Origin of the sequence: Flavobacterium zhoui, from assembly GCF_042787235.1 — a bacterium.
Classification (GTDB): domain Bacteria; phylum Bacteroidota; class Bacteroidia; order Flavobacteriales; family Flavobacteriaceae; genus Flavobacterium; species Flavobacterium zhoui.
Map to the genome: position 1 here is coordinate 280,369 of NZ_JBHZPY010000002.1, position 21,614 is coordinate 301,982.

The 21,614-nt window shown below is 33.6% G+C and carries 19 protein-coding genes and 1 pseudogene; 6 read left to right on the forward strand and 14 right to left on the reverse strand.

Going from position 1 to position 21,614, the window contains the following annotated elements:
- Positions 1 to 67: 67 nt before the first annotated feature.
- The 6 genes from trpD to ACFX5F_RS04310 all read right to left on the reverse strand — a co-directional run bounded on the left by trpD (position 68) and on the right by ACFX5F_RS04310 (position 5,215).
- Entirely contained in the window at positions 68 to 1,060 is a 993-nt protein-coding gene (gene trpD / locus ACFX5F_RS04285; protein WP_379850231.1) for an anthranilate phosphoribosyltransferase, read from the reverse strand.
- 73 nt (positions 1,061 to 1,133) lie between these two features.
- Complete coding sequence (locus tag ACFX5F_RS04290; RefSeq protein ID WP_379850233.1) at positions 1,134 to 1,700, reverse strand: anthranilate synthase component II; 567 nt, start codon at positions 1,698 to 1,700, stop codon at positions 1,134 to 1,136.
- Between the two features lie 76 nt (positions 1,701 to 1,776).
- Positions 1,777 to 3,177 carry an anthranilate synthase component I family protein gene (locus tag ACFX5F_RS04295; protein ID WP_379850235.1) on the reverse strand — a complete coding sequence of 467 codons (1,401 nt, stop codon included), beginning with the start codon at positions 3,175 to 3,177 and terminating at the stop codon, positions 1,777 to 1,779.
- A 330-nt stretch (positions 3,178 to 3,507) separates the two neighbouring features.
- Entirely contained in the window at positions 3,508 to 4,074 is a 567-nt protein-coding gene (locus ACFX5F_RS04300) for a YceI family protein (protein WP_379850237.1), read from the reverse strand.
- A gap of 44 nt (positions 4,075 to 4,118) precedes the next feature.
- Complete coding sequence (locus ACFX5F_RS04305) at positions 4,119 to 4,751, reverse strand: NAD(P)H-dependent oxidoreductase (RefSeq protein ID WP_379850239.1); 633 nt, start codon at positions 4,749 to 4,751, stop codon at positions 4,119 to 4,121.
- Positions 4,752 to 4,753: 2 nt separating this feature from the next.
- The gene (locus ACFX5F_RS04310) at positions 4,754 to 5,215 is read right to left on the reverse strand and encodes a MarR family winged helix-turn-helix transcriptional regulator (protein ID WP_379850241.1); all 462 of its coding nucleotides are present in this window, start codon (positions 5,213 to 5,215) and stop codon (positions 4,754 to 4,756) included.
- 516 nt (positions 5,216 to 5,731) lie between these two features.
- Between ACFX5F_RS04310 and ACFX5F_RS04315 the strand changes: the two genes are divergently transcribed.
- The 4 genes and pseudogenes from ACFX5F_RS04315 to ACFX5F_RS04330 form a co-directional block, all read left to right on the forward strand.
- Positions 5,732 to 12,115 carry a PAS domain S-box protein gene (locus ACFX5F_RS04315; protein WP_379850243.1) on the forward strand — a complete coding sequence of 2,128 codons (6,384 nt, stop codon included), beginning with the start codon at positions 5,732 to 5,734 and terminating at the stop codon, positions 12,113 to 12,115.
- Positions 12,116 to 12,398: 283 nt separating this feature from the next.
- Positions 12,399 to 12,830: a DUF6444 domain-containing protein gene (locus ACFX5F_RS04320; RefSeq protein ID WP_379850245.1), complete on the forward strand. Its 432-nt coding sequence runs from the start codon at positions 12,399 to 12,401 to the stop codon at positions 12,828 to 12,830.
- Between the two features lie 8 nt (positions 12,831 to 12,838).
- Positions 12,839 to 13,201, forward strand: coding sequence for an IS66 family transposase (locus ACFX5F_RS04325; protein WP_379850407.1), 363 nt, complete (start codon positions 12,839 to 12,841; stop codon positions 13,199 to 13,201).
- 50 nt (positions 13,202 to 13,251) lie between these two features.
- Positions 13,252 to 13,731 (forward strand): annotated as a pseudogene (locus tag ACFX5F_RS04330) (IS66 family transposase); the annotation flags it as partial.
- 30 nt (positions 13,732 to 13,761) lie between these two features.
- Here the strand turns inward: ACFX5F_RS04330 and ACFX5F_RS04335 are convergent.
- The 8 genes from ACFX5F_RS04335 to ACFX5F_RS04370 all read right to left on the reverse strand — a co-directional run bounded on the left by ACFX5F_RS04335 (position 13,762) and on the right by ACFX5F_RS04370 (position 19,301).
- Positions 13,762 to 14,508: an LOG family protein gene (locus tag ACFX5F_RS04335; protein ID WP_379850247.1), complete on the reverse strand. Its 747-nt coding sequence runs from the start codon at positions 14,506 to 14,508 to the stop codon at positions 13,762 to 13,764.
- Between the two features lie 132 nt (positions 14,509 to 14,640).
- A complete protein-coding gene (trxA, locus tag ACFX5F_RS04340; RefSeq protein WP_379850249.1) occupies positions 14,641 to 14,940 on the reverse strand; it encodes a thioredoxin in 300 nt (99 codons plus the stop codon).
- A gap of 11 nt (positions 14,941 to 14,951) precedes the next feature.
- On the reverse strand, positions 14,952 to 15,140 hold the full coding sequence (locus tag ACFX5F_RS04345; RefSeq protein WP_379850251.1) for a hypothetical protein: 189 nt from the start codon (positions 15,138 to 15,140) through the stop codon (positions 14,952 to 14,954).
- A 26-nt stretch (positions 15,141 to 15,166) separates the two neighbouring features.
- Positions 15,167 to 16,000 (reverse strand): methyltransferase domain-containing protein, encoded by an 834-nt coding sequence (locus ACFX5F_RS04350; protein WP_379850253.1) that lies wholly within the window; start codon positions 15,998 to 16,000, stop codon positions 15,167 to 15,169.
- Positions 15,997 to 16,206 carry a YgaP family membrane protein gene (locus tag ACFX5F_RS04355; RefSeq protein ID WP_379850255.1) on the reverse strand — a complete coding sequence of 70 codons (210 nt, stop codon included), beginning with the start codon at positions 16,204 to 16,206 and terminating at the stop codon, positions 15,997 to 15,999. Before ACFX5F_RS04355 ends, ACFX5F_RS04350 begins: the two co-directional genes overlap by 4 nt.
- Before the next feature lie 109 nt (positions 16,207 to 16,315).
- On the reverse strand, positions 16,316 to 17,728 hold the full coding sequence (locus tag ACFX5F_RS04360; RefSeq protein ID WP_379850257.1) for an MBL fold metallo-hydrolase: 1,413 nt from the start codon (positions 17,726 to 17,728) through the stop codon (positions 16,316 to 16,318).
- A 79-nt stretch (positions 17,729 to 17,807) separates the two neighbouring features.
- A complete protein-coding gene (locus ACFX5F_RS04365) occupies positions 17,808 to 18,596 on the reverse strand; it encodes a sulfite exporter TauE/SafE family protein (RefSeq protein WP_379850259.1) in 789 nt (262 codons plus the stop codon).
- A gap of 72 nt (positions 18,597 to 18,668) precedes the next feature.
- The gene (locus ACFX5F_RS04370; protein ID WP_379850261.1) at positions 18,669 to 19,301 is read right to left on the reverse strand and encodes a Crp/Fnr family transcriptional regulator; all 633 of its coding nucleotides are present in this window, start codon (positions 19,299 to 19,301) and stop codon (positions 18,669 to 18,671) included.
- 331 nt (positions 19,302 to 19,632) lie between these two features.
- On the opposite strand from ACFX5F_RS04370, the gene ACFX5F_RS04375 reads away from it, so the two are divergent.
- Positions 19,633 to 19,944, forward strand: a complete 312-nt coding sequence (locus ACFX5F_RS04375) for a rhodanese-like domain-containing protein (protein ID WP_379850263.1) — start codon at positions 19,633 to 19,635, stop codon at positions 19,942 to 19,944.
- Positions 19,945 to 19,997: 53 nt separating this feature from the next.
- The gene (locus ACFX5F_RS04380; RefSeq protein WP_379850265.1) at positions 19,998 to 21,578 is read left to right on the forward strand and encodes an NADP-dependent glyceraldehyde-3-phosphate dehydrogenase; all 1,581 of its coding nucleotides are present in this window, start codon (positions 19,998 to 20,000) and stop codon (positions 21,576 to 21,578) included.
- Positions 21,579 to 21,614 lie beyond the last annotated feature (36 nt).

Below are 21,614 nucleotides of genomic sequence, written 5' to 3' on the forward strand. Positions count from 1 at the left end.
TTTTAATTTAAAGATTGAAAAATTTAAAGATTGAAAAATTTCAACAACTTTAAATTTTCAACTATTTTTATTTGCTTAAATCTTTCAATTTGTTCAAAGCTACAAGTCCTTTACCGGATAGTAAACTTTCTTTTGCTATTTGAAATCCTTCTAAAGGAGAACATTTAGTAACCGTTGCTATTGCCATTGCGGCGTTGGCACAAACCACATTATTTTGAGCTTCAGTTCCTTTTCCAGAAATGATATCGGTAAATATTTGAGCTGATTCTTCGATAGTTGTTCCGCCTTCGATTTCGCTTTGAAGCAAAAGACGAACACCAAAATCTTCCGGATTTAGCATTCCTTCCATAGAACTGGTAATCGTTTTTGTAGGTCCTGTCAATGAAACCTCATCATAGCCATCAAGCGAATGCAGAATGGTAAAATTCACATCAGTATTTTGGTACAAATATGCATACATTCTGGCTAGTTCCAAATTGAAAACACCGACCAATTGATTTTTAGGAAACGATGGATTTACCATTGGCCCTAGCATGTTGAAGAAGGTTTTTACAGCCAATTCTTTTCTAATTGGTCCCACATTTTTCATTGCGGGGTGAAATAACGGAGCGTGTAAAACACAAATTCCTGCTTTATCAATGCATCTTTCCAGAAAATCATTGTCGTTGCTGAATTTGATTCCTAGTTTTTCCATCACGTTACTGGATCCTGAAATAGAAGAAACCCCATAATTTCCGTGTTTTGCCACTTTTATTCCTGCACCGGCAGCAACAAAAGATGCCAAGGTTGAAATATTGAAAGTATCTTTTCCATCACCTCCCGTTCCACACAAATCGATGGTATTGTAAGCGGATAAATCCACTCGAATGCATAAGTCCAATAATGCTTCACGGAATCCGGAAAGCTCTTCTATGCTAACACTCCGCATCATGTATACGGTAAGAAATGAAGCAATCTGACTGGTATTGTAACTCCCGTTGGATATATTAACCAATACATTTTTTGCTTCTTCTTTTGAAAGCATTTCGTGATTGATTAATCTGTTTAATATGTTTTTCATTTTTTAAATATGTCTTAAAGTTGAAAGTCCAAGGTCTTAAAGTCTTTCGAGAGTATGAAATTTGTCAATATGACTAATTTTTAACCCAATTCTCCAATATCTTTTTACCATTAGGAGTCAAAACACTTTCAGGGTGAAACTGTACACCACGAACATCATACGTTTTGTGACGCAACGACATTACTTGCCCATTTTCGTCGAAAGAAGTAGCTTCGAGTACATCAGGCAAATTGGCATCAACCACCCAAGAATGATAACGTCCTACTTCAAATTCGTTTCCTAATCCTGCAAATAAAAGTTCATCATCTACGACTGTTTTTACCATTGTTGCTACACCATGATATACTTTATCTAAGTTAGAAAGCGTTCCTCCATAAACTTCTCCTATTGCTTGTTGGCCTAAGCATACGCCAAAGATACTTTTGGTTGGGCCATATTTTCTAATTACATCTTTCAATAATCCTGCTTCATCCGGGATTCCAGGTCCTGGAGAAAGTAGTATTTTATCGAAAACTGCAATTTCATCAATATCAAATTCATCGTTTCTGTAAACGGTTACTTCACAATTTAAATCTTCTAGATAATGCACTAAATTATAAGTGAAACTATCGTAATTGTCTATGACTAGTATTTTTTTCATTTTCATTTTTATTATTGAAAAATTGAAAGATTGAAAAATTCTAGTATTTCAGCAATCTTTAAATTCTTAAATTATTTTAAATTGTTTCCGCTAAATCTAAAGCGGCATTCAACGCTCTCAATTTATTGTATACTTCCTGCATTTCGCTTTCTTCATCAGAGCTGGCTACGATTCCAGCTCCGGCTTGAGAGTGCAGCTGATGGTTTTTGCTTAGGAATGTTCGGATCATTATGGCGTGATTAAAATTACCTTCAAAATCCATGAAACCAATGGCTCCACCGTAGAAATTACGGTTTGTTTTTTCATATTCTTCAATCAGCTGCATTGCCCTGTGCTTAGGAGCGCCGCTCAATGTTCCTGCAGGAAAAGTATCCGCTACGACTTGCATGGTTGTTGCATTTTCATGTAAATGTCCGGTTACTTTTGAAACCAAGTGAATCACATGGGAGAAAAACTGAACTTCTCTGTATTTCTCGACATTTACATTATTCCCGTTTCTGCTCAAATCATTTCTGGCTAAATCCACCAGCATTACATGTTCGCTGTTTTCTTTTTTATCTATGGATAGTTCTTTGGCGAGAACGGCATCTTTTTCATCATCTCCCGTTCTTTTGAAAGTTCCTGCGATAGGATGAATTTCTGCTTTACGGTCTTTTACTATAATTTGTGCTTCGGGTGAAGAACCAAATATTTTGAAATCGCCATAATCAAAAAAGAATAAATAGGGCGAAGGGTTAATACTTCTTAAAGCTCTGTAGACATTAAATTCATCTCCCTTGAAACCTTGAGTGAATCTTCTGGATAAAACTAATTGGAACACATCACCTCTAAAACAATGTTTTTTGGCCAAAGCCACATTATGCTTGAATTCGTCATCTGTCAAATTAGAAAAACCTTCTCCTTCTTTCGAGAATTTATAAGAAGCAATATTTCTGGATTGCAATAACTGCTCAATTTCCGAAATGTTGTTTCTTGCGTCTAAACTATGACAGAAAATATACGCTTGATTCTTGAAATGATTGATGGCTATTATGTTTTGGTAAACGGCATAATATACATCAGGAATAGAAATACTATTGTCTTTTTTAGCAATAGTTACTTTTTCAAAATAACGAACGGCATCATATGAAATGTAACCAAATAAACCATTATTTATGAATTTGAAATCATTTTTCTCTGATTTAAATTGACTTGAAAATTCTTGAATAACTGCTGGAATATCAATAGTAGAATCAATTTTAATTTTCTCAAAACTACCGTCTGGAAAAGTCTTATGAATGGTTTCATTTTCTATTTTTATAGAAGCAATCGGATTACAACAGATGTACGAAAAACTATTGTCACTTCCATGATAATCACTACTTTCCAGTAATAAACTATTGGGGAACTTATCCCTAATTTTGAGATATACACTTACCGGTGTAATAGTATCGGCAAGGATTTGCTTATATTTTGTATTTAGTTTAAAAGGTTTCAATTTATAGATATTTTAGTGTTGTGTGATAGTGATAAAATGAGCAAAAAAAAAGGCCTGTCGTGATGACAAGCCTTTTATATTTATAGTTTAATAATACTATAGGAAGCTTAGTTCACGACGATTGACGTAAATTGTTCCACCACCAAGTATTGTTTGTAATTGTTTTCATCTTTTTATTCTTATGACAAATATATAAATGAATTTCGATTATTCAAAAATAAAAAACTAAAAAAATATATTAAATTTCAAGTTTTTTTGTTAAATAAATTTGGGTAAAAAGTAAACCCCAACGATTTGTTGGGGTTTACTTTATTTTTTTGAAAAAAAATATTAGAATTTCAAAGCTACTGCTAATTCAAAATCATCAGAGATTGCTTTGTCTCCAATAGTACTGAAGATACTTGCAGAATTATATTTGATATCGTATTTTGTTCTGTCTACTTTAAATGTAGTTGCAGCAGTATTTTTTGTTGTTGCAAGATCAAAAGTTATCGGTTTAGTTATCCCTTTGATTGTCAAATCACCAGTTACAGTATAAACGTTAGGTGCTTTTACAGTCGCTTTTTTGAAAACTAAGGTTGCAGTAGGGAATTTTTCAGTTCCAAAGAAATCTTCTGATTTCAAGTGACCGTTTAATTTTCCTAAGTATTCACCTGTAAGGTCTGTAGCTGTTAATGAAGTCATATCAACAACAAAAGTTCCGCCTGCTAATTTTTTTCCTTTGAAAACTAATTGACCATCTTTTAGGTTAACGGTTCCACTATGTTGTCCCGTTACTTTTTTCCCAACCCAGTTGATTGAACTTTTTGAAACATCTACTTTTTTAGTTTGCGCGGTTACTGATAAAGTAGATAAAACTACTACTAATGCTAATGCAATTGACTTTAAATTTTTCATGTTGTTTAATTTGATTTTGATTAATATTTAATTTGAATTAGTAATTATAAGGTGATAAATAAATCTTCGTTTGATTTTCTTACTTTTTTGTAATGTTGCGTAGCGTCTTCTGAATGTCTGTAACCCAAAGTGGCTATTAGAGAAGCATTAAGACCTAATTTGTCTAATCCTAAAATTTCATTTACCTGCTCTGGAAGAAAACCTTCCATCGGAGTAACGTCAATTCTTAATTCAGCGGCTGCATTTAACAAATTTCCCAAAGCTAAGTAGGTTTGTTTTGCAGTCCAAATATTTTTTGCTTCCGAAGTTAATGTTGAAATGTTTGATTTCATGAAATCACCATAACCAGCCAAGGCTTCCAGTGGCGTGCTTCTTGTCTCGCTTATGTTTTTCAAAAAACTGTCAATAGCATCATCACCAATGTTCGTTTCATTTGCAAAAATGATTAAATGGGAAGCTTCTACAATTTGTGATTGTCCCCATGCTGCTGGCTGTAATTGCGCTCTTAATTCTGGATTTTCGACGATGATAACTTTATAAGGTTGTAAACCGTAAGAAGAAGAACTTAAGCGAATAGCTTCTTTTAGTACGCTTAAATCTTCAGTTGTTATTTTCTTTGTTGTATCAAATTTTTTGGTGGCATACCGCCAGTTTTGGTGTTCTAAAAATGTACTCATAATTATTGTTGTTTATTTCTGTATTTTTCTAATAAATTATTTAACTGTTCTACTTCAGATGAACTCAGGTTTCTTGAGAAATATTGCTCGTGTTCAATTACTTTAGGGTCTAATTCGTTAAGAATATCAAGGCCTTTTGGAGTAATTAAAACTTCAATTTTTCTTCTGTTTTCTGGGCAAACATTTCGAGTGACAAATTTTTTTAATAATAATTTATCTACTAGTCGTGTAGTGTTACTCGTTCTTGCTAACATGCGTTCTTGAATTAAGCACATATTTGCCGGATTCCCTTTCTGACCTCTTAAGATTCGTAACACATTATATTGTTCGCCTGATATATCAAAAGGCTTCAAAATTTCATTAAAATTCTCTGTAATTACGTTTTGTGTATATAAAACGTTCAGAATAATTTTTTTTGAAATGTCTAATGCTACCGTACTTTTTATTTCATCTTCAATTTTCATGCCTTTATGTATCTCGTTTGTCGGTACAAATGTAACACTTTTTATATTTGTATATACAAATGTCTGTTGTTTTTTTGTTAAATTTAGTTTAAGCTATTGTGATTGCTTTTCCTAGGTATAACTATTTTAGTTGTTAAGTGTTTGGTAGTTAATATTTTATACTTTATTGTGTTTTAAAATTTTATACTTGCAGCTAAAAAATAGTGTAAGACAAAGCACTCTATCTGTACGTACTATAAATCTATTATTTCTAGTTTTATCACGGCATGATCTGTAGAAGTAGTAATGAATACTCAAGTTTGCTGAACTTTGTAAAAAGCCTCTACGGTTACGTTTTTTATGATAATTGAAGCAGCAATACTACACAATAAGTTGGCTGATAGTCGCAAATATTCCTGTTGATAGGCGTTACAAGTCTAAATAATATTTTAAATAAAGAGCGCATTTCAAATTCTTACTTTATTTTATTATATTTAGCGGGTGCAATAGATTTATTGATAATTATATTTGAATTTTATGAGTATAAATAAGGCCAAACCAACGTACGACGAATTACGCAAAAAAACGCAAGAACAAGAATTAGAATTAATTCGATTAGCCAAAAAAGGACATTCCGTTTCTAATTTTGAATTCTATGTTGAAGAATCCCATGATCTAATTTGTGTTGCAGGGACAGATGGTTTCTATAAGGAGGTAAATCCCGCATTTATAAAAATATTTGGTTTTACCAAAAAAGAATTGCTTAGTAATTCACTACTTAGTTTTATCCATCCTGATGATTTGGAAAAATCAATACAGGAAATGGAAAAACTATCGCATGGCATAACTTCAATAAGTTTTGAGAATAGAATAGTTAAGAAAAATGGTGAAATTGTTATTATCGAATGGGCAACAAGTGTTGATGCTACCGGAAATTTTATTTATGCCATAGGACGGGATATTACGGAAATTAGAATAAGCCAGGAGAATCTCCTTGTAAATCAGAAATTACTAATCGAGGCACAAAAAATTGCTAAAATTGGAAGCTGGGAGTTCAATTTTTTTACTAAAAAAATGATTTGGTCCGAGGAATTGTATTCCATTTATGAAGTTGACAACAAAGCGGAGCAAAATTTATATCAGGTTTATTTGAATCGCTTTGCTAAGGAAGATGTTGATATGTTTCTGCGTAAAATAGATCAATCCATAATTGATAAAAAACCTTTTGAGGTGGAGCAACAAGTACGATTGTCAAATGGACGAACCAAATGGGTTCATGCCATTGTTGTTCCGTTACTTAATGAAGCGGATACGGTGTATGCAATAAGAGGTAATACGCAAGATATCACCCAGAAAATTGAAAACAATAAAAACCTAAAAGCAAAAGAACAGGCTGAAGCCGATTACAAAGTGGCCATTATCAAAGAAGAAAGTAATGCTAAGTTCAAGAATTATATTGAAAATGCACCAGATGGAGTTTTTGTTGTTGATGAGAAAGGGAATTATTTAGAAACTAACGCGGCGTCTACTTTACTTACGGGTTATTCAAAAGAAGAGTTAATCGCGATGAAATTTGGAGATTTATCTACACCTGATACCCGAGAAGATTCTCTAAGACAGTTCAATGTACTATTGGAAACAGGAAGTGTAAAAGGGGAAATTAAAGCAATCCATAAAAACGGAGAAATTAGATGGAGGTCAGTCGAAGCCGTAAAACTATCCGAGAATCGTTTTTTAGGATTTTCGAAAGACATAACAGAGAGTAAAAAAGCAAAAGAACTACTAACAAATACTTTAGATCGTATTACAGATGCCTTCGTAGCCTTAGATAATAACTGGTGTTATACCTACATGAACAAAAAAGCCGGTGAAATTTTCAATCGTAAGCCAGAGGAAATGATTGGGAAGCACATTTGGGCTGAATTTCCTGAAGGTATAGATCAGCCGTTTTTTAAAGCGTCTCATAAAGCAATAGAAACTCAGCAATATATCAATTTAGAAGAGTACTATGCACCGCATGATACATGGTTCGAAAATCATATTTACCCTTCTACAGATGGATTATCAATTTTTTTCAGGGATGTATCAGAAAAGAAGAGATCTGACTATAAAATTGAACAAAACGAAAAACGTTTTCGAGCATTGGTAGAAAATAATGATGGTATTATCACTTTGTTTGATGAAAATTTAAAAACTTTATTTCGTAGCTCATCATCTACCAGAACAAATGGTTACAGCCATGAAGAATATGAAAACATTTCTGATCAAGAATATTTTCATCCGGATTATCTAGAGCTGGTTTATCAAACAATACAAAAAACATTGGATAATCCAGGTCAACCAGTTCCTATTTTATTTCAGGTTAAACATAAAAACGGAAATTATATCTGGCTGGAGGGTTTAGTTAATAATATGATGAATGACAATAATGTAAAAGGTATTATTGCCAACTTAAGAGATGTAACCGAAAGAAAAGAAGCAATTGAAACCTTAGTAAAAGAAAGAGATAAGTTTGCGAAAATTGCTGCTACTTCTCCTGGTTTAATTTATTCTATGCGTCAAAATATAGATGGCTCATTGAGTTATACTTATACGAGTCATGCAATTGAAGAAATTTACGGTTTTTCATATGAAGACATTAAAAATGATTCAAATATGATTTTTGCATTGATTCATCCAGATGATATTGGCCATGTGTTAGAAAGTATTAAAAGAACCAAATCTAAGTTAGTACCACTTAAAGAGCAATACCGATACCTTCATCCAACAAAAGGATTGGTATGGCATGATGTAAATTCTTTACCGGTAGTCGAATCAAAAGGAACAGTTATTTGTCATGGAATCATTACCGATATAACTGAAAGAGTTGAGGCTGAACAAAAACTAATTAAAGCCAATCGACTTTATTTATTTATTAGTCAAATTAATCAAATGATTGTTCGTACCACTGATGAACAAATTCTTTTTAAAGAGGCCTGTACAATAGCAGTTGACTTAGGGAAGTTTAGAATGGCATGGATTGGCATGGTTGATGAAGATACTAAAAAAATAATTCCTGTAATGATAGCGGGAGAAGATTCTGGATATCTTTCGATAATAAAAACAATTTCTGCGGATGATACTACAGCAGAAGGAAGTGGTCCAGGTGGTATTGCTGTTAGAGAGGGGAAATATGTTGTCTGCAATGATATTGAAAATGATTTAATAATGTTGCCATGGAAAGAAGAAGCTTTAAAACGGGGATATCTTTCTTTAATGGCACTTCCGATAAAAAAAATGGGGAAGTTAATTGGAATTTTTTCTTTCTATGCCAATGAGAAAAACTTTTTTGATGCGGAGGAAATAGCGTTACTGGAAGAAGCGACTGGAGACGTAGCTTTCGCTTTGGATATTTTTGAAAAAGAAGCATTACGAAAAAAAGCGGAGGCGGCTGTTATAGAGAGCGAACAGCGCTATCATACTCTTACGGAATATGCTCCGGTTGGAATTTTTCATACGGATGCAACAGGGTATACAACCTACGTGAACCCAATGTGGAGTATAATATCAGGGTTGTCTTATGAAGAGGCTTTAGGTAACGGTTGGCTCAAAGCAGTGCATGACGAGGATAAAGAAATTTTATTTAAACGCTGGGAGCAGGTGACTGAAAAAGAGGAAACCTCCTATACAGAGTATCGCTTTGTTCATGCTGACGGTTCAATTGCTTGGGTGATGGGACAAGCTATTCCTGAAAAAAACTCTAAAAATCAGATAGTTGGCTACATCGGAACAATTACAGATATTACTGCACGTAAAATTGCTGAAAATTTAATTTTAAAGGAAAAGCAGCTTTCAGAAACGATTATTAACAATTTGCCAGGTATATTTTATTTGTATGATGAATCAGGGAAATTTTTAAAATGGAACAAACACTTTGAAGAGGTTACAGGTTACGATTATTATGAAATTGCTCAAATGTATCCCTTAGATTTTTTTGATGGTGATGAAAAAATAAAAGTAGAAACAAGGATAAAAACTGTGTTTGAAACAAAATCATCCGGTATTGAAGTTCAATTTTCTACAAAAAATAAAAATAAAATTCCGTATTACATTAATTCTTTAATGATAGAATACGAAGGAAAAAAATGCCTGTTAGGAATGGGTATTGATCTTACAGAAAGAAAAAAAACAGAGGAAAAAATAAAAATGGCTAATGAGCGATTTGAGCGAATCTCCATGGCGACAAACGACGCTATATCTGAAGTTGATTTGATAACGGGATTTAGTTGGAATAATAAAAGGTTCGTTGAACTTTTCAATTTTGGTAACAACAGTCAAGATAACAAAATCGATTCCAAGGCTTTATGGAGATCCAGATTACATCCGGATGACAAAGACAGAGTGATCAAAAAATTAGAGGAGACGTATGCGAGTTCTGCCACATCATGGTCTGATGAATTTCGTTTTCTAAAAGCAGATGGAACTTATGGAGATTTTTATGACCGTGCTATTATTATTCGGGATGAGTCTGGAAAACCAGTTCGTTATATAGGATCGATGTTAGATATTACCGAGCGTAAAAGAGGAGAAGAAAAAATTAAAGTAGCTAACGATCGATTCGAAATGATTTCGCACGCGACAAACGATGCTATATTTGAATTGGATTTCGAAGCAGATAAAACTTGGCATAATTCAGTGTTTAAGCAACTGCTTAACTCTTATGATGACGATTTGTCAATGGCTGAAAACAGAAGGATATGGAGGTCTAAACTTCACCCAGAAGACAGAGAAAGGGTTATAAAAAATATTGAGAGTGCTTATTTAGGAAATTCGACTGCATGGACAGACGAATTTCGTTTTCAAAAAGCGGATGGTAGTTATGGTTTTTTTTATGAGCGCGCCGTAATTATAAGGGATGATTCAGGGAAACCCATCCGTTTCGTTGGTTCCATGTTAGATGTTACCGATCTTAAAAAAGCGGAAGAGGATTTACTGAAAATGCATGAAAAATTGGCAAGTGTATTTGAAGCAATTCCAGATTTGTTGTTTGAAGTAGGTTTAGATGGTTACATTCACAATTACCATTCTTACCATTTTAATTTATTGGCAATGCCACCAAGTGAATTTCTGGGCAAAACAGTTACTGAAGTATTACCTTCGGATGCCTCAAATTTAGTTATTTCAGCATTACAGGAAGCTTCGGTAAAAGGTTTTTCAAATGGAAGGCAATATACCTTAGAATTACCAGATGGAATGCATTGGTTTGAACTTTCGATTGCTCCTATGAAAGAAAGTGAAGATCACGAGATTCATTTCATATGTCTTTCCAGGGATATAACTGAATCCAAAAAAGTAGATTTTGCATTGTTTAAAAGTGAAGAGCGGTATCGTGGTTTATTGAACAACCTCGAGGCCGGCATTGTTGTCCATGCGCCTGATACATCCATAATTATCAGTAATAGTATGGCCGCTGAACTGCTTGGTTTGAATGATGATCAAATGAAAGGGAAAAAAGATTTTGATCCTGCTTGGACCTTTTTGAATGAAGATTTTACAATAATGCCTGTTGAAAAATACCCCGTGAACCAAATTATTGCTGATAAAAAAGCTTTTAAAAACGTAACTGTTGGCGTAAACAGGCCTGCAAAACAAGATGTTATTTGGTTATTATGTAATGGCTTTCCTGTTCTGGATAAAAATGGTGATATCACTGAAATTGTGATTAGTTTCATGAATATAACCGCACGTAAATTAATGGAAATTGAATTGGTGAAATCCAAAGAGCAAGCGGAAGCTGCTAATAGAGCTAAGACGGATTTTCTGGCAAATATGAGTCACGAAATAAGGACTCCGTTAAATGGAATTATTGGATTTACCCATTTGTTGATGAAATCTGATCTTAAAAAGAATCAAGCAGAATACATGTCGACTATTAATGAATCGGCGACTTCATTGATGCATATTGTAAACGATGTTTTAGATTTTTCTAAAATTGAATCTGGAAAATTGGAATTGAACATAGAAGAAATAAATTTATTTAAATTGACTCGTCAAGTTGTTGATTTATTTAATTATCAAGCCACTTTAAAAAAGATAGATTTAGTATTAAACATCGATAGTAATGTGCCGCAATATATAATGGGTGATTCTGTCCGTTTGAAACAGATATTGGTAAACCTATTAAGCAATGCATTAAAATTTACCACTTTTGGAGAAATTCGATTGGACATTACTGAGGTTCCAAATTCAAATATTAAATCTTCCGTTTTAAAATTTTCTGTAAAAGATACCGGTATTGGTATTAAAGTGAATAACAACCAAAAAATATTTAATTCGTTCGTACAAGAAGACAATTCAACAAACCGAAAATTTGGTGGGACAGGATTAGGTTTGGCGATTTCAAACCAGTTATTGGCGTTAATGGAAAGTAAACTGCAATTGATCAGTAAATATGGTGAAGGTAGTGACTTTTTCTTTGAAATTAAATTTAAGAAATCAAAACATAAAAAAAATAGCGAACGCACTACCAATACAATAGAAAAGCCTATTGTGCTTAGTGAGGCGTTAACTGGTAAAAAAGTTCTAATTGTTGAGGACAATAAAATCAATATGCTTTTAGCAAAAACTCTGGTGAAGAAATTAATTTCAAATTGCATCATTTTTGAAGCTAAAGATGGCAATGAAGCAGTTGAACAGTACATAAAAGAGAAGCCTGATGTTATCTTAATGGACATTCAAATGCCTAATAAAAATGGCTATGAGACAACCGACGAAATCAGGAAATTAAAAGATTCTGAGAACATCCCGATAATTGCAATTACAGCCGGTATAATGATAGGTGATAAAGAAAAATGTCTTGAAGCCGGAATGAATGATTATCTTCCAAAACCAATTATTCAAGTTGATTTAGAAAAAATGTTGCATAAATGGCTGTATAAATGATTCTTTTTTAAATTTAATTTTTAAAATAAAAGCATGCTTTTTAATCAAAAAGCATGCTTTTTATGTTTAGCCGATTTGAAAAAGAATAAAAGAAAAACACATTTTTAAATAACGTAACTATTCAGCCTGTTCTAAAAAAAAAACATAGTTATGAACAATTTTGATTTTTTTTTGAAAAAACAGCTTTGTTGTGAACATTTGTTCGTTACTAATTAACAACTATCTACTTGATTTGCTTTGCTTTTTAGGGATGTTTGTTTTCTTTGGGTCAAATAAATAGAAATTGAACTCCGACAAAAAACGTATTGCTGAATTAGAGACCAAAGTTATCCGATTAGAATCATTAATTGAAAAATTACTTGATAAAATGCATCGAAAAAACAGTCGTAATAGTTCAGTTTCACCTTCTAAAGATGAGAATAGGCCTTTGAAAAACCAAAGTTTCCGCACTAAATCTAGCAAAAAAGCGGGTGGACAACCAGGACACAAAGGCACTACGCTAAAAATGGTTGAGAATCCAGATCAAATCATCAATCACAAACCTGATTTTTGTAATTTTTGCGGAAATGATTTATCCGACCAGCCAGAAGAGTTGCTTTTAAAAAGACAAGTGGTTGATATTCCAGTTATTTTTCCAAAATATACAGAGCATCGAATTTTTAAAAAGACGTGCTCTTGTGGTCATCAAAATAAGTCTGTTTTCCAGAAAATGTAAGAGCAACAATAAGTTACGGCGCTAATATTCAAGCGACAATTGCCTATATGCATACTCGTCAATACTTGCCTTTTGAGAGAATGAGCGAATATTTTAAAAACGTTTGTAATCTGCCTATTTCACATGGTACAATTTGCAATCTCTTGGATGGTTTTGCATTAAAAGCACAACCCGCATATGATTTAATTGCTCAAAAAGTATCGAATGAAAAAGTTGTTGGTACAGATGAAACAGGTATTAGAGTAAATGGCAAAAATAGTTGGTTTTGGACTTGGCAAAGCAGGTTCGTTACATTTGTAGTGTTTTCAAAAAATAGAGGAACAGCTACTATTGATACTAATTTTTTCCAAGTTTTCATGATGCGGTTTTAGTCCATGATTGTTGGGCAAGTCATTTTCAAACCCAATGCAAAACGCACCAATTATGCATTGCACATTTATTGCGAGAACTTATATTTTTTGAACAACGCTTTGAGTCCAATTGGGCTACAAACTTCAAAAGAACATTGTATGAAGCTATAGAACTTAAGAAAAATTTAAACCAAGAGCAATATAACAAGCCAATCTTAGAAAGGGATAAAATAAGAATCTCTTTAGAAGCTTTACTAGAAAATCCACTTCCTGAAAATCAAAAGAAACTGCGTGCATTCCATAAACCAATGATAAAACACAAAGAATATATTCTTACTTTTCTTGCGCATTTCCAAGTACCTCCTGACAATAATGCATCGGAAAGTGTTATCAGAAATGTAAAAGTTAAACAAAAAGTATCCGGTCAGTTCAAAACTGAAAATGGTGCTCAAATCTATGCGGTTATCCGTTCGGTAACCGACACCTCTATTAAAAACGGTCAAAACATATTGGACGCTTTTAAAACTATTACTGTATTACAGGCTGAATAGTTACAAATATTTATTGATGAGGTAATTCAACTATTTTTTTCTTTTTTCTACGAACCACCATTTTGTTTTGTAAGGTTGTTTTTTTAAACCAAATTTTTTGATGGAGTGTTTTTTAATATGGGCTATCAAATCTTCCACAGAATCAGTAATGAATAATAACTTCATGTCTTCACGACTTATACTTTCGTTGTCTGACATAATTTGAATATGGTGTGAAAGTTCTTTGTGATATAACGAATCATAAATTACAACCGGAAAACTATTGATTATTTTGTTTTGGATTAGTGTCAGCGCTTCAAACAATTCATCCAAAGTTCCTAACCCGCCAGGCATTACTACAAATCCATAGGAATATTTTATCAAAATAACTTTTCTCACAAAAAAGTAAGGAATATAAATCCATTTATGCAGATAAGGATTTGGTTTTTGTTCGATGGGCAGTACAATATTGCATCCCACAGAATATCCACCAGCTTCATAAGCACCCTTATTTGCGGCTTCCATTATTCCGGGTCCTCCACCAGTCATAACAGTAAAACCAAGTTCAGCTAGTGCTGCCCCGATTCGTACTGCATCTTGATAATGGTTTGTTTCGGGACCAAAACGGGCAGAACCAAAAACAGTAACACATGGACCAATAAAATGCATTTTGCGAAATGCTTTAATAAAATTGTATTGTACTTTAAAAGTGAAAAGTAAGTTTTTAAAACGGGATAGTGGTTCTCGTACAAATGAAGATTCGGATTTTGAAAGTCTGTATTTTGGTTGGTTTTCCATACTGATTTTGAAGATAAAAAGAGGAATCCAGTTTTTTTACGCAATTATTATGTACTAGTCCGCCGGTTAAACTCCAGTGAAAGTTTGAATTTATACCGCAAGTCCTGTAAGAACGACATACAAAGTAAGTTTTTAGTTACTTTTTTCCAAGATGATTTTAATGATATCTTCTTTGTTTAGAACTCCTGATTGTCTCCATAACTGTTTGCCGTTTTGAAATAAAATCATAGTTGGTACACCACGAACTTGGTATTGAGACGCAATTTGTTGATTTTTGTCGACATCAATTTTTATGATGGAAATGCGATCACCCAGACTATCTTTTACTTCTTTCAAAATAGGGCCAAGCATTTTACATGGCCCACACCAAGTTGCAAAAAAGTCTATTAAAACGGGTTTGTCTGATTTGATTATAGTATCGAAATTACTCATTTTTAGTATTTTTATTGTTTTGGAATAGTGCAACCATTAGAACTGCAACCTAAATTTAAAATCGCCTGCAAGAAGAAAAAGACACCAAAGGCGATAAACATCCAATCTCGCAATGTATAGGCTTGAGTAAATAAAAATAAGGCAAACGCTAGGCGAACCCACCGCATAACATGCCAATTTGCAAATAATAATTCTTTCATTTTTTGAAAAAAGCTAATTCGTGTTACTAATTTATTTTTTTAATGTTATACTTTTCATCGTAAGAAATTGCGTTTTGTAAATCGTCGACCGCAATTTCGTTTTTACTGACCATTAACACTTCAGCAAAATCACTGCTCATACTCACATTTAGTATTCCATCTATTGCGGTAAACTTTTTTGTAACAGTTTCAACGCAACCGCTGCAAGTAATGCCACTAAATTCATAAAGGTTAACTTTGACTTTATTGTTCTTTTTTAATTCGAAAAATAATTCCGAATTGGCTCGCGGCGTAATAGAATTTGAACAAACATCCATTTTAAAAAAGTCAAAAGCAACCCGGAAAAGGGTCTCGTATTCTTCTTTGCTTCCGCCAAAAGGAGGACTCACTTCAAATGTTCTATTAAATAACAGTCCTGCCAGTTTTCCTTCATCAGCCAAAAGTTGGTGCATTTTCCAAACGTATTTTTGACGCATAATAGGAGGCAGCGCACAGAAAAAAGTCTGCTCAATAATTAAGTCATATTTTCCTTTTTGTTCAAAAAAATCCCCTAATATAATCTGAATATTTGGGTTGTTTTTGAACTTTTCTTTCAAAACTGTAACCAATGTTGGTGCAATGTCAATAACGGTGATATTGGTAAAACCTTCTTGCAAAAGGTATTCTGCTTCATAGGAATTACCACATCCTGGAATTAAAATGCTACTATTTTTATTCTCCAGTTTGTCTATATAGGTTTTAATGGGCGGGGATACTATTCCCAAATCCCAACCCGTTGACTTCGCTTTGTATTGTGCTTCCCAATAGGTTGCATCAACCGCTTTTTTACTTGAAACAACACAACATTTTACATCTTTCATTCTATAGTTTTTTTGCGGGTTGAAATCCCGAAAGGCATATATAATGGGCAAACACTAATAAAACTGGTTATTATAAAAATAATTGCAAATGCACCTAAAATTAGCGCAAGTGTACCACTAATAGTATTGGTAAAATACAATACAGCTATTAAAATTGCTACAGCAATACGGATAATTCTGTCGGTGGAACCCATGTTTTTTTTCATTTGGATATAAATTTAACGCATTAAAATTCAATAAAAACCTATAGTAAATTTAAGATATAATTTTCTGATATCCAGTTATTTTAGCAGTAATTATACTAAAATGTAGTCGCTATAAGACTTTGCTTTGGCATACAAAATCAGTTTTTGGTAATTCAGTTTTTGCAATAGCATTAAATCCTCCTTCTATTTCTGTAAAATTCCTGAAACCACGCGCTTGTAAAATTGAAGCGGCAATCATACTGCGGTAACCGCCTGCGCAATGCAAGAAAAAAGGTTCTTTAGGATTGATATCTTTTATCCATTCATTTATGCTCGCCAAAGGTTTGCTGTAAGCTTCTTCAACATGTTCCGCACAATACTCACTTTCTTTGCGGATATCGATTACTTTGCTTTCGCCTATTTTGACTTGTTTAGCAAACTCTTCTACGGTAATTCGGTGTACGGTGTCGATTTCTTTTCCTGATTTTTTCCAAGCATTAAAACCGCCTTCCAGATGGCCAATTAATTTATCAAAACCTACTCGGCTTAATCGAGTTACAGACTCTTCTTCCTGACCTGCTTCTGTAACAAGAATAATTGGTTGTTTTACATCAGCAACTAAAGCGCCTACCCATGGGGCAAAATCACCTTCAATACCTATGTTTATAGATTGTGGGATAAAGCCTTTGGCAAAATCTCCATTTTTTCTGGTATCTAAAATCAAAGCGCCAGTTTCTTCTACTACAGCTTCAAAATCATTTACGGGAATGGCTTTCATTCCGTTATGTAGAACGCTGTCAAAGCTTTCGTATCCTTGTTTGTTCATTGCTACATTCATCCCAAAATAGGGCGGAGGAGGCAGTAATCCCTCGGTAACTTCTTTAATAAATTCGGCCTCAGTCATATCAGCTCTCAGCGCATAATTGGTCATTTTTTGGTTGCCAATAGTCGAAACAGTTTCTTTACTCATGTTTTTACCACAAGCACTTCCTGCACCATGTGCCGGATATACAATTACATCATCAGGCAAAGTCATTATTTTTGTTCGTAGCGAATTAAATAAGATCCCGGCTAATTGTTCCTGTGTCATGTGAGCTGCTTTTTGAGCTAAATCAGGTCTTCCTACATCCCCAATGAATAAAGTATCCCCAGAGAAAATAGCATGTTCTTTTCCGTTTTCATCTAGTAATAAGTAAGTCGTGCTTTCCATGGTATGACCAGGTGTATGCAACGCCTTAATTTTGATGTTTCCAATTTTAAATTCCTGACCGTCTTTAGCTATTATTGCCTCAAATTCTGGATTGGCAGTTGGACCATAGACAATTGGTGCTCCCGTTGAATTGCTTAAATCAACATGCCCTGAAACAAAATCAGCATGAAAATGAGTTTCAAAAATATATTTAAGCTTTACATTATCGCGTTCTAATCGATCCAAATAGGGTTTTATCTCGCGAAGCGGATCTATAATCGCCGCTTCACCATTTGAAGTTATATAGTAAGCACCTTGGGCAAGACATCCTGTATATATTTGTTCTATTTGCATGATTTTATAATTTAAGATTCTTATACAAAGGTAATTCTTGTATTTGATTTTAAGAGTGACTATTGTTACACAAAGTGTTTTATTTAAAAAGAATTTCTTTGAGAATAATGTATATTCCCATGACTAATATAAACCAACCAAATATTGGTTTGAGTTTGGCTCCGTCAATTTTCTTTGAAAGTTGGATTCCAATTATCATTCCTACAAAGGCAATACTGGAAATCACGAGTAAAAACGAATAATTAATAGGTGTGCCAATATATAAATCGCCAGCAAAACCGATGCTTGAATTAATGAAAATAATAAGTAGTGAGGTTCCTACGGCTTGTTTCATTGGTAAATTAGCAAAAAACAAAAGAGCAGGAATGATTAAAAACCCACCGCCAGCTCCCAAAAATCCAGTTACAATTCCCACTATAAATCCAATTATTCCCAATTGTGTGTAATTTGTTTTTGGAGGATTTGTTATTGCTTTTCTTTTTCGAATCATGGATATAGCTGCAGCCATCATGAGTACCGAAAAAATAATCATTATCAAGAAATTTTTTGAAACTTGATAAGAAGCGATAGAGAAAATTGTAGAGGCTATTTTGGGAAAAATTACTTCGCGGATAATCAAAATTGAAAACACCGAAGGAATAGCGAAGTATAGCGCTGATTTTATTTTAAGGTTTCCCATTTTATAATGGCTAATGCAACCAAATAAAGCAGTGATTCCCACTATGAATAAAGAATAACTTGTGGCTAATTCCGGTTCGATTTTAAATAGGTAAACTAAAATAGGTATGGTGAGAATAGATCCGCCACCGCCGATTAAACCCAGTGAAAGTCCGATAATAATTGAAGCAAAATAACCTAAATATTCCATTTTTAATTTTTTATTGCAAAGATTGTTACTATGATTTTTATACACAGTAACATTTATCACATAGAACAGTTTTTATGTCAAAAGTTCAATTTGATTGCGATGTAGTCGAACTAATCCTCTTTGCTCCATCTTTTTTAGCAAGCGAGAAATAACTTCTCTGGAAGTATTCAATTCCGTAGCAATTTCTTGATGGGATAATTTCAATTCTTTGCAACCGCAAACCTCTGCGTGACGTTTTAAATAAAACTCTAGTCGCTCATCCATGGCTCTAAATGCTATGCTGTCTACCACTTCCAATACTTCCTCAAAGCGGGTGCGATAGGTAAATAGGACAAATTCATACCAACTACGATATTGCATCATCCATTTTTCCATGAGTGAAAGAGGAATCATTATCAATTCAACATCTTCCACCACTTTTGCCATAATCTGACTTGTTTGACTTCTAGTTGCACATATCATTGAAACTGCACAAGCTTGCCCAGGTTGTAAATAATACATAAAAAACTCCCCTCCATTTTCTCCTTCCCGATATATCTTAATCTGACCTTTAGTAACTAAAATTGTGTTGTTGATATATTGGCCTGTACGCATGATTATATCACCAGCTTTATAAGATTGTTGAATTGCATTAGTTTCAATCTCATCAATAAGCTCGTCTGAAAATGATGGAAATATTTTTTTTAAATTATCAGAATCATTCATTGCAAGATGTTTTTTTAAATGTATTTGGTTAAAAAAGGGACTGGTATTTTGAAAAAAAATTAAGATAAGTATTGTAAAAGTAAGCTAAAAAGTTAATTATTCAGGTGAACTGTTTAATTGAAATTTATACTTAGAAAGAAAGAGTTTTAAAAGGAATTGGTAGTATTTCCTATAGATTTAATGGACTAAATTTTAATAATTTCGTAAGTAAAAATGTAATTTGCTGATTATTAATACTTAACGAAAACGTTTTCTTTGAATTATTATATAATTTAATTTGGGACTGTTTATAGTTATTTAAAAACATCGTATTTTTACAAAAAACATCATCATGAATTTAACACAAGAAGATTGGATTTCTCAGCTCGAAGCAGATGAGAATGCAGTGATACTAGACGTAAGAACAGAGGACGAATACAATGACGGGATTATAGAGAATGCCATAAATATTGATATTCATATGGGACAAGGTTTTGTAAATGAAATCGAGAGCTTAGACAAAAGTAAAAACTATTATGTCTATTGTCGTTCCGGTGCCAGAAGTGCAAAAGCCTGCGAAGTTATGAATGAATTGGGGATTGAAAATGCCTATAATTTAACCGGAGGAATTTTAGCTTGGAACGGTGATATTGTTGCGCCATAAAACGGAATAGCGTATAAATCTTTTTTAATACCAAAAAACAAAAACAACCTGCAATGAATGCAATACCAGAAGAATTTCAGATTAAAACATTATTAAATCAAGATACATATTTAGTAAACGGTGAATTAAAAAAATGGGAAGGCCAAACTTCGGCTGTTTTTTCTACTATTTCATCAACGGAAAAGTATGAGCCTACTATACTAGGATCTATTCCTTTTATGGGAGAAAAAGAAGCAATGGAAGCAGTGGAAGCAGCATCCGAAGCATACAATAATGGTCAAGGATTGTGGCCTACCATGAAAGTTGTAGATCGTATCAAATGCATGGAAAATTTTGTAGCCCAAATGAAAACGACTCGAACAGAAGTTGTGAAGCTTTTGATGTGGGAAATTGGTAAATCTTTGGGAGATTCTGAAAAAGAATTTGACAGAACTGTAGAATATATTTACGACACAATTGACAGCTTAAAAGAATTAAATAGTCGCAGTGGCCATTTTTCTAAAGTGCAAGGGATAAATGCCATGGTTCGTAGAGGACCACTTGGGGTTGTATTGTGTCTAGGACCATACAATTACCCGTTGAACGAAACTTTTTCGTTGCTTATTCCGGCATTGATTATGGGTAATCCTGTAATTTTTAAACCGGCTAAACATGGTGTTTTATTAATTTCTCCTTTGTTAGAAGCATTCAGAAGCAGTTTTCCTGCCGGAGCAATCAACATTGTATACGGGAGAGGACGAGAAGTAGCGTCGCCTATTATGAAATCGGGAAAAGTTGATATTTTGGCTTTGATTGGAAACAGTAAATCGGCGATTGCTTTGCAAGATCAACATCCAAACAAAAACAGATTGCGTTTAGTACTAGGTTTAGAAGCAAAAAATCCTGCTATAATCCTTCCGGATGCCGATTTAGATTTGGCCATCCAAGAATGTATAGCTGGTTCATTATCATTTAATGGACAACGTTGCACGGCCTTAAAAGTGTTGTACGTTCATGAATCAATAGCAGATGAATTCAATAAGCGTTTTGCTGCCAAAGTGGATGCACTGACTTATGGAAATCCATGGGATAAATCAGTATTTCTTACTCCTTTACCAGAAAAAGAAAAACCAGCTTATATCCAAGAATTGATTGATGATGCTACAAGTAAAGGAGCAAAAATAATCAATGAAAAAGGAGGGGAGCATACTGAGAATTATATTTTCCCTGCAGTTTTGTTTCCCATAAACAAAGAAATGCGTTTGTATCACGAAGAGCAGTTTGGCCCAGTGGTGCCTATTCTTTCTTTTAAAGACATTCAGGAGCCTTTAAACGATATGGCGGAGTCTAATTATGGACAGCAAGTAAGTTTGTTTGGAAAAGACATTAAAACCATTGCACCGCTTATCGATACTTTAGTGAATCTGGTTTGCAGAGTAAACTTGAATAGTTCTTGCCAAAGAGGACCTGATGTTTTCCCCTTTACAGGAAGAAAAGATTCAGCAGTGGGGACTTTGAGTATCCACGATGCGTTGCGTTCGTTCTCCATCAGAACTTTTGTAGCTTCTAAAGACAATGAGTATAACAATGCCATTTTGCAAGAATTACTAAATAGCAAAGAATCTAATTTTATCAATACAGATTATATTTTGTAATCTTTTTTAATTAAAAAATTGAAGCCGTCTCATTTT

Bases quoted from the DNA above. Each gene is read 5' to 3' on its own strand.
- trpD (WP_379850231.1), bottom strand. From the start codon at position 1,060: ATGAAAAACATATTAAACAGATTAATCAATCACGAAATGCTTTCAAAA.
- ACFX5F_RS04290 (WP_379850233.1), bottom strand. From the start codon at position 1,700: ATGAAAAAAATACTAGTCATAGACAATTACGATAGTTTCACTTATAAT.
- ACFX5F_RS04300 (WP_379850237.1), bottom strand. From the start codon at position 4,074: ATGAAAAATTTAAAGTCAATTGCATTAGCATTAGTAGTAGTTTTATCT.
- ACFX5F_RS04305 (WP_379850239.1), bottom strand. From the start codon at position 4,751: ATGAGTACATTTTTAGAACACCAAAACTGGCGGTATGCCACCAAAAAA.
- ACFX5F_RS04310 (WP_379850241.1), bottom strand. From the start codon at position 5,215: ATGAAAATTGAAGATGAAATAAAAAGTACGGTAGCATTAGACATTTCA.
- ACFX5F_RS04315 (WP_379850243.1), top strand. From the start codon at position 5,732: ATGAGTATAAATAAGGCCAAACCAACGTACGACGAATTACGCAAAAAA.
- ACFX5F_RS04335 (WP_379850247.1), bottom strand. From the start codon at position 14,508: ATGGAAAACCAACCAAAATACAGACTTTCAAAATCCGAATCTTCATTT.
- trxA (WP_379850249.1), bottom strand. From the start codon at position 14,940: ATGAGTAATTTCGATACTATAATCAAATCAGACAAACCCGTTTTAATA.
- ACFX5F_RS04345 (WP_379850251.1), bottom strand. From the start codon at position 15,140: ATGAAAGAATTATTATTTGCAAATTGGCATGTTATGCGGTGGGTTCGC.
- ACFX5F_RS04350 (WP_379850253.1), bottom strand. From the start codon at position 16,000: ATGAAAGATGTAAAATGTTGTGTTGTTTCAAGTAAAAAAGCGGTTGAT.
- ACFX5F_RS04355 (WP_379850255.1), bottom strand. From the start codon at position 16,206: ATGAAAAAAAACATGGGTTCCACCGACAGAATTATCCGTATTGCTGTA.
- ACFX5F_RS04360 (WP_379850257.1), bottom strand. From the start codon at position 17,728: ATGCAAATAGAACAAATATATACAGGATGTCTTGCCCAAGGTGCTTAC.
- ACFX5F_RS04365 (WP_379850259.1), bottom strand. From the start codon at position 18,596: ATGGAATATTTAGGTTATTTTGCTTCAATTATTATCGGACTTTCACTG.
- ACFX5F_RS04370 (WP_379850261.1), bottom strand. From the start codon at position 19,301: ATGAATGATTCTGATAATTTAAAAAAAATATTTCCATCATTTTCAGAC.
- ACFX5F_RS04375 (WP_379850263.1), top strand. From the start codon at position 19,633: ATGAATTTAACACAAGAAGATTGGATTTCTCAGCTCGAAGCAGATGAG.
- ACFX5F_RS04380 (WP_379850265.1), top strand. From the start codon at position 19,998: ATGAATGCAATACCAGAAGAATTTCAGATTAAAACATTATTAAATCAA.